The sequence below is a fragment of the Peribacillus sp. BM1 genome (genome assembly GCF_056679975.1).
Genome location: NZ_CM155259.1, coordinates 3,856,349 through 3,869,572, shown reverse-complemented (window position 1 = coordinate 3,869,572; position 13,224 = coordinate 3,856,349). Strand labels below are relative to the sequence as shown.

At 40.4% G+C, this 13,224-nt stretch carries 12 protein-coding genes; 11 read left to right on the top strand and 1 reads right to left on the bottom strand.

The window, feature by feature from the left end:
* The first annotated feature begins 65 nt into the window (after nt 1-65).
* The 8 genes from hrcA (at nt 66) to deoC (ending at nt 9,746) form a co-directional block, all read left to right on the top strand.
* Complete coding sequence (gene hrcA, locus AC1MGI_RS18590) at nt 66-1,097, top strand: heat-inducible transcriptional repressor HrcA (protein WP_062177844.1); 1,032 nt, start codon at nt 66-68, stop codon at nt 1,095-1,097.
* Between the two features lie 92 nt (nt 1,098-1,189).
* The gene (gene grpE, locus AC1MGI_RS18585; protein ID WP_480349871.1) at nt 1,190-1,777 is read left to right on the top strand and encodes a nucleotide exchange factor GrpE; all 588 of its coding nucleotides are present in this window, start codon (nt 1,190-1,192) and stop codon (nt 1,775-1,777) included.
* A gap of 29 nt (nt 1,778-1,806) precedes the next feature.
* On the top strand, nt 1,807-3,639 hold the full coding sequence (dnaK, locus tag AC1MGI_RS18580; RefSeq protein ID WP_480346895.1) for a molecular chaperone DnaK: 1,833 nt from the start codon (nt 1,807-1,809) through the stop codon (nt 3,637-3,639).
* A gap of 342 nt (nt 3,640-3,981) precedes the next feature.
* Nucleotides 3,982-5,103, top strand: a complete 1,122-nt coding sequence (gene dnaJ / locus AC1MGI_RS18575) for a molecular chaperone DnaJ (protein WP_062177851.1) — start codon at nt 3,982-3,984, stop codon at nt 5,101-5,103.
* Between the two features lie 22 nt (nt 5,104-5,125).
* Nucleotides 5,126-6,067 (top strand): 50S ribosomal protein L11 methyltransferase, encoded by a 942-nt coding sequence (prmA, locus tag AC1MGI_RS18570; protein ID WP_480346893.1) that lies wholly within the window; start codon nt 5,126-5,128, stop codon nt 6,065-6,067.
* Between the two features lie 258 nt (nt 6,068-6,325).
* Nucleotides 6,326-7,078 carry a 16S rRNA (uracil(1498)-N(3))-methyltransferase gene (locus AC1MGI_RS18565; RefSeq protein WP_480349870.1) on the top strand — a complete coding sequence of 251 codons (753 nt, stop codon included), beginning with the start codon at nt 6,326-6,328 and terminating at the stop codon, nt 7,076-7,078.
* A 5-nt stretch (nt 7,079-7,083) separates the two neighbouring features.
* Nucleotides 7,084-8,436, top strand: a complete 1,353-nt coding sequence (gene mtaB, locus AC1MGI_RS18560) for a tRNA (N(6)-L-threonylcarbamoyladenosine(37)-C(2))-methylthiotransferase MtaB (RefSeq protein ID WP_480346892.1) — start codon at nt 7,084-7,086, stop codon at nt 8,434-8,436.
* A 638-nt stretch (nt 8,437-9,074) separates the two neighbouring features.
* Nucleotides 9,075-9,746 (top strand): deoxyribose-phosphate aldolase, encoded by a 672-nt coding sequence (deoC, locus tag AC1MGI_RS18555; protein WP_480346890.1) that lies wholly within the window; start codon nt 9,075-9,077, stop codon nt 9,744-9,746.
* A 52-nt stretch (nt 9,747-9,798) separates the two neighbouring features.
* On the opposite strand, the gene AC1MGI_RS18550 is transcribed toward deoC, so the two are convergent.
* Nucleotides 9,799-10,713 (bottom strand): Na/Pi symporter, encoded by a 915-nt coding sequence (locus AC1MGI_RS18550; RefSeq protein ID WP_480346888.1) that lies wholly within the window; start codon nt 10,711-10,713, stop codon nt 9,799-9,801.
* Between the two features lie 247 nt (nt 10,714-10,960).
* On the opposite strand from AC1MGI_RS18550, the gene rpsU reads away from it, so the two are divergent.
* The 3 genes from rpsU to AC1MGI_RS18535 all read left to right on the top strand — a co-directional run bounded on the left by rpsU (nt 10,961) and on the right by AC1MGI_RS18535 (nt 13,219).
* A complete protein-coding gene (rpsU, locus tag AC1MGI_RS18545; RefSeq protein WP_028391853.1) occupies nt 10,961-11,134 on the top strand; it encodes a 30S ribosomal protein S21 in 174 nt (57 codons plus the stop codon).
* 14 nt (nt 11,135-11,148) lie between these two features.
* Complete coding sequence (locus AC1MGI_RS18540; protein ID WP_062177866.1) at nt 11,149-11,592, top strand: GatB/YqeY domain-containing protein; 444 nt, start codon at nt 11,149-11,151, stop codon at nt 11,590-11,592.
* A 310-nt stretch (nt 11,593-11,902) separates the two neighbouring features.
* Nucleotides 11,903-13,219: an NfeD family protein gene (locus tag AC1MGI_RS18535; RefSeq protein WP_480346886.1), complete on the top strand. Its 1,317-nt coding sequence runs from the start codon at nt 11,903-11,905 to the stop codon at nt 13,217-13,219.
* Nucleotides 13,220-13,224 lie beyond the last annotated feature (5 nt).

Below are 13,224 nucleotides of genomic sequence, written 5' to 3'. Positions count from 1 at the left end.
GCATTTGATAATTTATTAGTATATTAGCACTCATGAGGACAGAGTGCTAACAGGGGGGATCATAGATGATAACGGATCGTCAATTATTAATCCTTCAAGCCCTTATTGATGATTTTATTCGAAATGCCCAACCAATTGGATCGCGGAGTTTGTCGAAAAAAGAAGGAATCGCCTTTAGTTCTGCGACAATCCGGAATGAGATGTCGGATTTAGAAGAATTTGGTTTTTTGGAAAAGACACATACCTCATCAGGGAGAATTCCTTCTGAAAAAGGGTATAGATATTATGTCGACCATTTGTTGGCGCCACAAAGCTTAAAAACAGATGATCGCCGTATTATTCGCTCGATTTTTGCAGATCGGATTTATGAACTTGAGAAAATCGTTCAAAAATCCGCCAAAATACTCTCAGAGCTAACGAACTACACATCGATCGTTTTAGGTCCAAAAGTCAAAGATAACAAACTGAAGAAGATTCAAATTATTTCTTTAAGTAAGGAAACGGCGATTGCAATTATTATTACCGACACTGGACATGTTGAGAATAAGGTCATTTCACTTCCGCCATCTTTTGATATGAATGAAATTGAGAAGATGGCAAATATTTTAAATGATCGTCTGGTCGGGGTCCCTCTTGCTGAGCTACGTGATAAGATTTATAAAGAAGTAGCTGTATTGCTTAGTCAGCATATCCATAATTATGGTACGTTAGTGACTTCTCTTGCAGAAACACTGGATATCGCGAAGCCTCCAAAATTATTTTTTGGTGGCAAAACGAATATGTTGAAACAGCCTGAGTTTCATGATATTGATAAAGTATCTTCACTGCTTTCATTGATTGAACAGGAACAAGGCCTTTATGAGATAATGAAACAAAATCCAGCTGGTATTCACGTGAAAATCGGTAGAGAAAATAACAATGTTTTGCTTGAAGATTGCAGTTTGATTACCGCTACATATTCGGTGGGGCAACAACAAGTAGGAACGATTGCGATTCTTGGACCGACAAGAATGGAATACTCCCGTGTTATTAGTTTGCTGGAATTCTTCTCAAAAGATATGACAGCCCTTTTAACAAAGCTGTATCAAAATTATTAGTAAAGGCAATATTGGGGGATGTGCAGGATATTCTGTTCTGCCGTTCTCTAGCATGTCTTACATATATAAAGCACCCATTTTTAGGAGGTGAGATTGTGACAGAAGAGAGAAAGAATGAACAACCAGTAAACGAAGAAACTGTTGAAGCTATTTTTGCTGAGGAAGATGTTCAAGTTGAGCAGGCAAATGAAGAAGAAGCTGTTGCTCCTATGGATGAACTTCAAACGGCTACTGCCAAGATTGAAGAATTAGAAGCAAAGATAGAAGAAATGGATAATAAATATTTACGTTTACAAGCTGATTTTGATAACTCAAGACGACGTGCCAAGCTTGATATGGAAGCGGCATTGAAATATAGAGCGCAAAGCCTTGCTAGCGATTTAATTCAGTCTTTAGATAATTTTGAAAGAGCAATGAAAATCGAAAGCGATCATGAAGAAACGAAATCGATGCTTGCCGGAATGGATATGATCTACAAAGGAATTGTAGAAGCGTTGAAAAAAGAAGGTATTGAAGCGATTGAATCTGTAGGAAAAGAATTTGATCCACATATGCATCAAGCTGTTATGCAAGTACAAGACGATAACGTTGATTCTAATATCATTGTGGAGGAATTCCAAAAAGGTTATAAATTGAAGGACAGAGTGATTCGTCCGTCGATGGTTAAAGTAAGTGAATAAACTACATAAATAGCAGGAGGTAAGTGACTATGAGCAAGATTATTGGTATTGACTTAGGTACAACGAACTCATGTGTATCTGTACTTGAAGGTGGGGAACCAAAGGTAATTCCGAACCCAGAAGGCAATCGTACAACACCATCCGTTGTTGCTTTCAAAAATGGTGAAAGACAAGTAGGGGAAGTAGCAAAACGTCAAGCAATCACAAACCCTAACACAATTATCTCTGTTAAACGTCATATGGGAACAAATCATAAAGAAACGATTGAAGGGAAAGATTACTCACCTCAAGAAGTTTCAGCGATTATTCTTCAATACTTGAAATCATATGCGGAAGAATATCTTGGCGAAGAAGTAACGAAAGCAGTTATTACAGTTCCTGCATACTTTAATGATGCAGAGCGTCAAGCGACAAAAGACGCTGGTCAAATCGCTGGTCTTGAAGTAGAGCGTATTATCAACGAACCAACTGCTGCAGCATTAGCTTATGGTTTGGATAAAACAGATCAAGATCAAACCATTCTCGTTTTTGACCTTGGCGGCGGTACATTTGACGTATCTATTATGGAATTAGGAGACGGTGTTTTCGAAGTGAAATCAACTGCTGGCGACAATAAACTTGGTGGAGATGATTTCGACCAAATGGTTATTGACTATTTAGTAGCTGAATTTAAAAAAGAAAACGGCATTGACCTAGCTAAAGATAAAATGGCGGTACAACGCTTGAAAGATGCTGCTGAAAAAGCGAAAAAAGATCTTTCTGGTGTTACATCTACTCAAGTATCATTACCATTTATTACGGCTGGAGAAGCAGGTCCACTTCATTTAGATGTTACATTAACAAGAGCGAAATTTGATGAAATCACAGCTGGACTTGTAGAGCGTACAATGGGACCAACTCGTCAAGCGTTGAAAGATTCAGGACTTTCTGCATCTGAAATCGATAAAGTGATTCTTGTTGGTGGTTCAACACGTATTCCTGCTGTTGTTGAAGCGATCAAAAAAGAATTAGGTCAAGAACCTTCAAAAGGCGTAAATCCAGATGAAGTAGTAGCAATGGGTGCAGCGATTCAAGGTGGCGTTCTGACTGGAGATGTGAAAGACGTTGTTCTACTTGACGTAACTCCACTTTCTCTTGGTATCGAAACAATGGGCGGAGTATTTACGAAATTGATTGATCGTAATACAACGATTCCTACAAGTAAATCTCAAGTATTCTCAACGGCTGCTGATAATCAAACAGCTGTAGATATCCATGTTCTTCAAGGTGAGCGTCCGATGTCTGCTGATAATAAAACGCTTGGTCGTTTCCAATTAAGCGATATTCCACCAGCACCACGTGGAATTCCACAAGTTGAAGTAACATTCGATATCGACAAAAACGGGATTGTAAACGTACGTGCGAAAGACCTTGGCACAAACAAAGAACAAGCAATCACAATCAAATCATCTTCAGGTCTATCTGATGAAGAAATCGACCGCATGGTACGTGAAGCGGAAGAAAACGCTGATGCAGATAAACAACGTAAAGAAGAAGTTGAACTTCGCAACGAAGCCGATCAACTCGTTTTCCAAACGGAAAAAACGTTGAAAGACCTTGAAGGTAAAGTAGATGAAGCGGAAGTTGCGAAAGCGAACGAAGCGAAAGATGAACTTAAAGCTGCGATTGAGAAAAACGAATTAGAAGAAATTCGTACGAAAAAAGACGCGCTTAATGAAATCGTTCAAGCTTTATCAATGAAGCTTTACGAAGAGGCGGCAAAAGCACAACAAGCTGCTCAAGGTGCAGAAGGCGAAGCACAACCATCACATGATGATGTAGTAGACGCTGAATTCACAGAAGTAGACGACGATAAAAAATAATACAATGAGATATGGCAATTGATTAGCGAAGAGCCAACTCTCTGAAAAAAAGTCAAAGTCAGGTTATCTTGGCTTTGGCTTTTTTGAGATAAGAAATGGTTGGTGGACTTTAGTCAAAGTTCCATAAATAGGCGCCTACGTTGTTCTTATTGTCTAACTACAGCGCCTAGCTCGCTTTAGAAAAAGTTGATTGCCACAAGATGGCGAAGAGCATGCCATCATGCGTCAATCCTCATTTTCTTCGCGAGCTGCCCAAGGCGCTTACGTTTTTCTTATTGCACTATATCTTCGATGGATGTTAGAATAATCTTTATGTGAAAAGGATCGGGAGTGAGAAAGAGTATGAGTAAAAGAGATTATTATGAGGTGCTTGGGGTTTCCAAAGGAGCATCTAAAGATGAAGTGAAAAAGGCGTATCGTAAGCTTTCTAAACAATATCATCCAGATATTAATAAAGCGGAAGATGCAAATGATAAATTTAAAGAGATTACAGAAGCGTATGAAGTGTTAAGTGATGAACAGAAGAAAGCACATTATGACCAATTTGGGCATACGGATCCGAATCAAGGCTTTGGTGGCCAGGACTTTGGCGGCTTTGGTGGTTTTGAAGACATCTTCAGTACATTCTTTGGTGGAGGCGGCGGAAGAAGAAGAGATCCGAACGCACCAAGACAGGGATCTGATTTACAATATACGATGACACTCTCTTTTGAAGAAGCGGTATTTGGTAAAGAGACGATAATCGAGATTCCTCGCGAAGAAACCTGTGATACATGTTCTGGTTCAGGCGCTAAACCAGGAACAAAGGTAAATACATGTTCACATTGTCATGGTACAGGTCAATTAAATGTCGAGCAAAATACAGCATTTGGTCGTATGGTCAATCGTCGTACTTGTCATCATTGTCAAGGAACAGGGAAAATTATTCCTGAAAAATGTTCAACATGTAGTGGTGCTGGAAAGGTTCAAAAACGTAAAAAGATTGAAGTCAAGGTTCCAGCTGGAATTGATGATGGTCAGCAGCTACGTGTTACAGGGCAAGGTGAACCAGGATTCAATGGCGGTCCTGCTGGGGACTTGTATGTAGTGTTCCGAGTACGTGAACATGAATTTTTTGAGCGTGAAGGCGATGATATTTATTGTGAAATGCCGATTACATTTGCTCAAGCAGCACTAGGAGATGAAATTGAAGTACCTACTGTTCATGGAAAAGTGAAGCTGAAAGTTCCTGCAGGCACACAAACAGGTACCCGTTTCCGTCTAAAAGGAAAAGGTGTTCAAAATGTCCGTGGCTATGGTCAAGGTGATCAGCATGTTGTCATTTTACTCATTACACCAAGAAAGCTTACTGAAAAACAAAAGCAATTACTTCGTGAATTCTCTGATATTAGTGGACAGAATGCCCCGGATGAACAGGAAGATGGTTTTTTTGCTAAAGTAAAACGCGCATTTAAAGGTGACTAATTGATTAGGGGAGTTGGTAGAAATGAAATGGTCTGAAATTGCAATCCATACAACGAATGAAGCGGTCGAACCTGTTTCCAATATTCTGCATGAGGCGGGTGCGAGTGGAGTTGTTATTGAAGATCCTTTGGAACTGTTAAAAGAACGAGAGAATGTCTTTGGAGAAATCTACCAGCTTAACCCAGCCGATTATCCCGAAGAAGGCGTTATCGTTAAAGCATATATACCTGTGAATAGTTTCTTAGGTGAGACAGTAGACGCGATTAAGGAATCCATTAATAATTTGTTAGTGTTTGATATTGATCTAGGCTTAAATGCGATATCGATTAGTGAAGTGAATGAAGAAGAATGGGCGACAGCTTGGAAGAAATATTATCATCCTGTTAAAATTTCTGAACGTTTTACCATTGTGCCAACTTGGGAAGACTATACACCAGTGAACAGTGATGAGCTGATTATTGAATTAGATCCAGGAATGGCCTTTGGAACGGGAACCCATCCAACGACAGTTATGTGTATTCAAGCATTAGAGCGTACAGTAAAGCCTGGCGATGTCGTGGTGGATGTTGGTACGGGTTCAGGCGTTCTAAGTATTGCTGCAGCTTTACTTGACGCGAAAAACGTTCATGGTCTTGATTTAGATGAGGTCGCAGTCCGTTCAGCGATTATCAATGTGAAAATTAATAAAGTTCAAGAACGAGTCAATGTTTCGCAAGGGAATTTACTGGATGGTATCAAAGAACAAACGGATGTGGTCGTGGCAAATATTTTAGCTGAAGTGATTCTTCGCTTTACCGATGATGTGGCAAAAGTGGTGAAACCAGGTGGCTATTTTATTTCATCAGGAATTATTCAACCGAAAAAACAAGAAGTAAAAGATGCGATAATTGCGGCTGGATTCACAATTGAAGAGACGCTTTTAATGGAAGATTGGGTTGCGTTTATCGCCAAAAGAAACCAATAAAGTGTTGCATACTAAAGAAATCATTAAGGTGGCAAAGCAGTTGCCACCTGTTTTGTATGAAGGACATGGAGATCCGGACTTATTAATTTAGACAATCTACTTGCTGATATCCTTCCATTATTAAGAAAGTACTCCGAAATTTGGCACCGAACCGCCACTATTGTGATTAGGCGAGTATAGCGTGCTACATGATTTATCCTTATGGTAAATGGTGGCGTATTAATGCCATATTTGTTTTGTATGAAAGTAGGTGTTTGTTTGCAACGATATTTCTTAGAATTAGATGCGTTTGTAGATGAAAAAATTCAAATCACTGGAGCGGATTTTCATCATATTACAAGGGTAATGAGGATGGGGACTACAGATCAGTTGATTGCTGTTAAACCGGATGGACAAGCGGCATTGGCTGAGATCGCAGATGTGACGAGTGAAGCTGTACAAGCTACTGTTGTTGAATGGTTGAAGGAAGATAAAGAACTACCGATTAAACTTGCAATTGCGAGCGGTCTGCCTAAAGGGGATAAACTGGAAGTAATCGTGCAAAAAGGAACGGAAATGGGAGCGCATGAGTTTATCCCTTTCATTGCGGCTCGTTCGGTGGTAAAATGGGACGAAAAAAAGGCGGGGAAAAAGATCGAACGCCTGCAGAAAATAGCCAAAGAAGCGGCTGAACAGTCACATCGCACCGTACTTCCTCATGTGACAGAACCACTGAATTTAGCGGGTCTTATCAATCATGCTAGTGAGTATGATGTAAAAATGGTCGCATTTGAAGAATCGGCAAAACAAGGAGAGAAGGGTGCTCTTGTTTCTGCTTTACAAGAAATGAAACCTGGTCAATCCCTACTTTTTGTATTTGGTCCAGAAGGTGGTTTATCAGAGGGAGAAATCGCCAAACTAACCGAAGCGGGATTTACCCTATGTGGACTTGGGCCAAGAATATTACGAACTGAAACAGCACCACTCTATGCATTGGCCGCTGTTTCTTATCAATTAGAATTATTGAGGTGAAGAAGATGGCAACTGTCGCTTTTCATACATTAGGATGTAAAGTAAACCATTATGAAACGGAAGCCATTTGGCAATTATTTAAAAACGATGGCTATGAACGTGTTGAATATGAAACAAATGCGGATGTATATGTGATCAATACATGTACAGTGACAAATACGGGAGATAAAAAAAGTCGCCAAGTTATTCGTCGGGCGATTCGTAAAAACCCGGATGCTGTTATAGCAGTAACAGGCTGTTATGCACAAACGTCGCCAGCTGAAATTATGGCTATTCCTGGTGTTGATATTGTAGTAGGTACGCAAGACCGGACGAAGATGCTCGGGTTTATCGAGCAATACAAGCAAGAACGTCAGCCGATTAATGGCGTTGGAAACATTATGAAATCACGCGTGTACGAAGAACTGGATGTACCTGCATTTACCGATCGCACGCGAGCTTCTTTAAAAATTCAAGAAGGCTGTAACAATTTCTGTACATTTTGTATTATTCCTTGGGCTCGTGGTTTAATGCGTTCCCGTGACCCGAAAGAAGTGCTCAATCAAGCGCAGAAACTCGTAGACGCTGGCTACAAAGAAATCGTTTTGACTGGTATTCATACAGGTGGCTATGGTGAAGATATGAAAGATTATAATTTAGCGAGATTGCTCAGAGATTTAGAAACGCAAATCGTTGGATTAAAACGAATTAGAATATCTTCGATTGAGGCAAGTCAAATTACAGATGAAGTGATTGAAGTGTTGGCGAATTCCAATAAAGTAGTACGTCATCTACACATCCCAATTCAGTCTGGATCTGATACAGTCCTTAAACGGATGAGAAGAAAATATTCGATGGAATTTTATGCAGACCGTTTAGTGAAACTTCGTCAAGCGTTACCAGGTCTTGCCGTTACTTCCGATGTAATTGTTGGCTTCCCTGGTGAAACGGAAGAAGAGTTCATGGAAACATATAATTTTATTAAAGACCATAAATTCTCTGAATTGCACGTTTTCCCATATTCTAAACGTACAGGTACTCCGGCTGCGAGAATGACAGATCAAGTGGATGAAGAAGTAAAGAATGAGCGTGTACATCGCTTAATTTCGCTTTCTGAGCAACTTTCAAAAGAATATGCCTCTCTTTTTGAAGGGGAAGTGCTAGAAGTTATTCCAGAAGAGCTTTACAAAGAGAACCCAAAAAGCGGCTTATATGTAGGTTATACAGATAACTATTTAAAAGTCGTCTTCCAAGCTACCGAAGAAATGGTTGGCGAAATTGTGAAAGTGAAAATTACAAAATCGGGTTACCCTTATAATGAAGGGCAGTTTGTGACAGTTTTGAAAGATTCCGAAGCAACAGCCGGAATTGTAGGTTAACCAATAGGCAGAGGGCGTCTCGTAAGGGTCTGACCTCGTACTCTAAATCAGTATCTAGTGTTTCGTGCACTTATCATATACTGAATTTAGTTGTTGCGGGGTCTGACCCTTCTTTGTTTTTTATCCCGCATTAACGGGCAGTAAGATCCCCACCTCAAGTCTTAGAGGAATCGAAGAAGAGTAGGTGGGGGACAACTGCCCAATCTAGTTACGGCTCCTAGCCCCTCGAGGTCATAAGCTGTAATACTCTGTGGCAAACTACGCCACGCCGTATTCCATCTTATGCTTGTCGGGGCTGGGCAGTCGCCTCACTTTTTATGTAAAAGCCCGATTGGTGAGATACAGTGAAACTTACCGATGCGTGAGCAGAGGTTTAGTTGAACCAATCGGGTTCGTACTGTCGATTGATCGAAGCGAAAGCGAGGATCTTAGCGACAGTAGAACGGGACTAACAATCAGTGGGGGATGAAGAAAACCCCCACTGATTGAAGTTTCACTTTATAAATTTCCAGGTGCTTGCACACAATAATAACTATGAGTCCAAACATGTAAGTTTAATATTCGTCATATTCGACTAAACATGATATGATGAAGAGGTACGTACAACTAATACACTTAGTTTAGAAGGAGATATCATTATGTCAAAAAATGTAGCTAATCTTATTGATCATACGTTATTAAAAGCGGATGCAACAAAGGCACAAATTAAACAATTATGTGAGGAAGCAAGAGAGCACCACTTCGCATCAGTATGCGTAAACCCTACATGGGTTGCTTATGCGAGCAAATTGCTTGCAGGCTCTGATGTAGTCGTTTGTACAGTGATTGGCTTCCCATTAGGAGCAAACACTCCTGAAACGAAAGCATTTGAAACGAAGAATGCCATTGAAAATGGTGCAAACGAAGTCGATATGGTGATCAATATCGGCGCCTTAAAAGATCAAGATGATGAATTAGTAGAACGAGATATCCGTGCGGTTATCGAAAGTTCAAAAGGGAAAGCATTATCCAAAGTCATTATCGAAACGTCATTATTGACAGAGGAAGAAAAAATCCGTGCATGTGAGCTTGCTGTAAAAGCAGGTGCTGATTACGTGAAAACGTCAACGGGCTTCTCAACAGGTGGGGCAACTCCTGAAGACATCGCCCTTATGAGAAAAACAGTAGGTCCTTCTATCGGTGTTAAAGCTTCAGGTGGTGTCCGTAATACAGAGGATGCAACGAAAGTAATCGAAGCCGGAGCAACTAGAATTGGTGCAAGTGCAGGGATTGCGATTGTGAATGGTTTAACGGCGGATTCTGATTATTAATTTTTAAAAAAGGCTTTGTTTCAAAACCCTCCTCGGTTTTTGAAGCAAGGCCTTATGTTTTTTTTCTAGTATGAATTCTTAAAACAATGTTTGCAAATTGCTTAGAGAAAGGCAATACAGCGAGTGATGTGATGACATTAAACAAAACGCTTGCATGAGCAAGTTGCATATCCTTTGAAGAAGTTAATGCTTGTGCAAATGTTTCTAAATAATGAATCAATGGAATAAATATCAGTACCCCTAGCAAATTCAACCAAATATGCGCGTACGCAGTAAGTGATGCTTCCTTTCCAGATCCGATACTTGCCATCCAACCGGTAATACATGTCCCAACATTTGAACCGAGCATAATCGCGATCGCGGTTGCTAAAGCCATATCTCCCCCTGCCAAAAAGCTCATCGTAATTCCAATGGTCGCTGAGCTTGAGTGAATGATAGCTGTAATGATAACGCCTGTTAAGATTGCAATGAATAGGTGACTGTCCATTTCTGCAAGCAAATGCTTCGTAAATGGATAGTTGGCTAATGAGGAGGATAGAAATTTAAATCCGCTCATCGCTGCAAAAATGGAGCTAATCCCAATCAAAGCAGTCCCAAGGCTCCTCGCGAGCGTTGATGGAAGCAGCCACAATACCGCGCCACTGATAACGCCGGGAATAATATATGAGTTAAGTGAAAAGGTCATGAACTCTGCGGTGAAGGTGGATCCAATATTTGTGCCAAGAATAATGCCAATCGTTTGAGGGAAGGCAATGCTTCCTGACGAAACGAGTCCGACTGTCATGACCATGACGGCTGAACTACTCTGGAGGACTCCTGTAAAGAGCACGCCCGCTAAAAATCCCTTCCATGAACGATTTGTTATTTTTTCAAGTATCGATTTTAATTTTATCCCAGACAAATTAAATAAGCCGGCCCGTAAGACAAACATTCCAGTAAGAAAAATGACAATAAACAATACGAACAAGGCCAAATCCCTCAAGTAACTCACCTCTGCTAAAGTGTATGGACTAGTGGCATGGGACATGCTTGTTTAGAACGATATGAATAAAAAATAATTTTTCACAAAAAAAGTTTAGATATATCGCAGTAAACGACAAATAGTTTTAATTAAGCAGTTGACCTGATTAGATGCATATATTATAATGGTTTAGTACATGTATAACATGTTGACAACTTGAGTTTGTGTGTTGTTTTCGGAGGGAGGGAAAGAGATGTCTAAAACCGTCGTTCGTAAAAACGAATCGCTTGAAGATGCTCTTCGTCGTTTCAAACGTACTGTATCTAAAGCAGGATCGCTTCAGGAAGCTAGGAAGCGTGAATTTTATGAAAAGCCAAGTGTAAAACGTAAGAAAAAGTCTGAAGCTGCAAGAAAACGTAAATTCTAAGAGAGGGTGGAAAGATGAGTCTTCTCGAGCGTTTAAATAATGATATGAAACAAGCGATGAAGAACAAAGAAAAGGACAAACTATCTGTTATTCGTATGCTTAAATCTTCTCTTCAAAACGAAGAGTTGAAAAAGCGCGAAGAATTAACAGATGATGAAGAATTGACAGTGCTCTCTCGCGAATTAAAACAACGCAAAGACTCCCTCCAAGAGTTTGAAAATGCAGGTCGTATCGATCTCGTGGATAAAGTCCGTACCGAAATAGATTACGTTGAGGCATATATGCCGGAGCAACTTTCAGAAGAAGAGATTTCCGAGATTGTAAAAAATACAATCGAAGAAGTCAAAGCATCATCTAAAACAGATATGGGCCGAGTAATGGGAGCGCTAATGCCTAAAGTAAAAGGCAAAGCAGATGGTTCTCTTGTAAATAAGTTAGTGCAACAACATCTATCTTAAACTCAAACACCCAAAGCCATAGGCGTTATGTCTATGGCTTTTTGTTTGTGTGCAGAAGGGCTTTCTGCTTCCTAACCTATGCCAAAAAACCTCGCACATTCTTTAGTCCGCATTAACGGGCAGTAAAACCCCCACTGATTGAAGTTTCACTTTATGTTTATGGATATTCACATCAGTTTGTAAGGGATTTTCCTTGCTGATTGTAGCTTCATAGGCGATACTCAAAATAGCTGTAAAGATTCTGAAACCTTTAGGCAATACATACGTAATAAAGAGGGGAAGCAAAAAATAGGGAAAGGAGGAACCTCCTTTGAGAATTTGGCGTTCCGTAATCATTGGTTTCTTACTCTTATTGGTGACAAGTTTGTTGATCATTCAGCCTAATCAAGCAAAAGCTGAAGGTGAAATTGTTTATCTCGTACCGATTGAAAATACGGTGGAAGATGGATTGTATGCATTTATTGACCGTGCATTGACAACGGCTGAGGAGAATGGTGCAGAAGTCGTCATTTTCGAAGTGGATACACCTGGGGGAGCAGTTAATTCAGCGACAAAGATTGCGAAACGTATGCAAAATACGCCCGTTGCGACAGTGGCCTATGTGAATAACCGAGCACTATCAGCAGGCGCTTATATATCGCTCAATACAGATAAGATATATATGGCTCCTAATGCAACGATGGGATCAGCGGCTGTTATCGATACAGCAGGGAATGCAGCGGGGCTTAAGGCTCAATCAGCTTGGAGTGCCGCAATGAAAACAGCGGCTGAGCAAAATGGCCGAGATCCCATCTATGCACAAGCAATGGCTGATGCGGATATCAATCTGCCTGAATATGATGCGGGAAAAGGCAAATTATTAACGTTCACAGCTGAGCAAGCAAGGAAAGCAGGCTATAGTGAAGGAACTGTGAGTGCAAAAAGTGAATTATACAGCATTCTTGGTGTAGAAGATGCTGACATACGGTCAATTGATGAAAGCATCGCCGAAAAAATCGCTCGCTTTCTGACAAATCCATTTATTATTCCGGTGCTGTTAATCATCGCTGGAGTTGGGATTGTGATGGAGTTATTTACTCCAGGCTTTGGCTTCCCGGGTACTGCTGGACTCATTGCCTTATTGCTCTACTTTTACGGCCATTTCGTAGCAGGCTTGGCGGGTTATGAAGTTTTAGTCTTATTTATATTGGGTGTTTTGTTATGTATCCTCGAATTGTTTATACCGGGTGGGATTGTCGGTGCTCTTGGTATGGCGGCGATTATCGTCAGCTTGTTCTTGGCTTCTAACAATCCGATCCAATTAGGGATTTCTCTACTGGTTGCAATAGTAGTATCTGTACTTGTGTTTATCCTACTTGTAAAGGTGTTTGGAAAAGAGATGAAATTTTTTAGAAAAATTGTATTGAAAGACTCAACGAGCTCGGAGCAAGGATATGTATCAAATGTGAGCAGGCTTGAATTGGTTGGTATGGAAGGAATCACGCTAGTTGATTTGAGACCTTCAGGGACGGCTGAGATTGACGGGGAACGTTTGGACGTTGTATCTGAAGGAAGCTTTATTTCGAAAAACGCTAAGGTTAAAGTTGTAAAGGCAGAAGGTTCGCGAATTGTCGTTCGTGAAATCTAGATGAG

Coding starts and splice junctions, on each gene's coding strand:
- rpsU (WP_028391853.1), top strand. CDS start 10,961: ATGTCTAAAACCGTCGTTCGTAAAAACGAATCGCTTGAAGATGCTCTT.
- prmA (WP_480346893.1), top strand. CDS start 5,126: ATGAAATGGTCTGAAATTGCAATCCATACAACGAATGAAGCGGTCGAA.
- mtaB (WP_480346892.1), top strand. CDS start 7,084: ATGGCAACTGTCGCTTTTCATACATTAGGATGTAAAGTAAACCATTAT.
- hrcA (WP_062177844.1), top strand. CDS start 66: ATGATAACGGATCGTCAATTATTAATCCTTCAAGCCCTTATTGATGAT.
- AC1MGI_RS18540 (WP_062177866.1), top strand. CDS start 11,149: ATGAGTCTTCTCGAGCGTTTAAATAATGATATGAAACAAGCGATGAAG.
- dnaJ (WP_062177851.1), top strand. CDS start 3,982: ATGAGTAAAAGAGATTATTATGAGGTGCTTGGGGTTTCCAAAGGAGCA.
- dnaK (WP_480346895.1), top strand. CDS start 1,807: ATGAGCAAGATTATTGGTATTGACTTAGGTACAACGAACTCATGTGTA.
- deoC (WP_480346890.1), top strand. CDS start 9,075: ATGTCAAAAAATGTAGCTAATCTTATTGATCATACGTTATTAAAAGCG.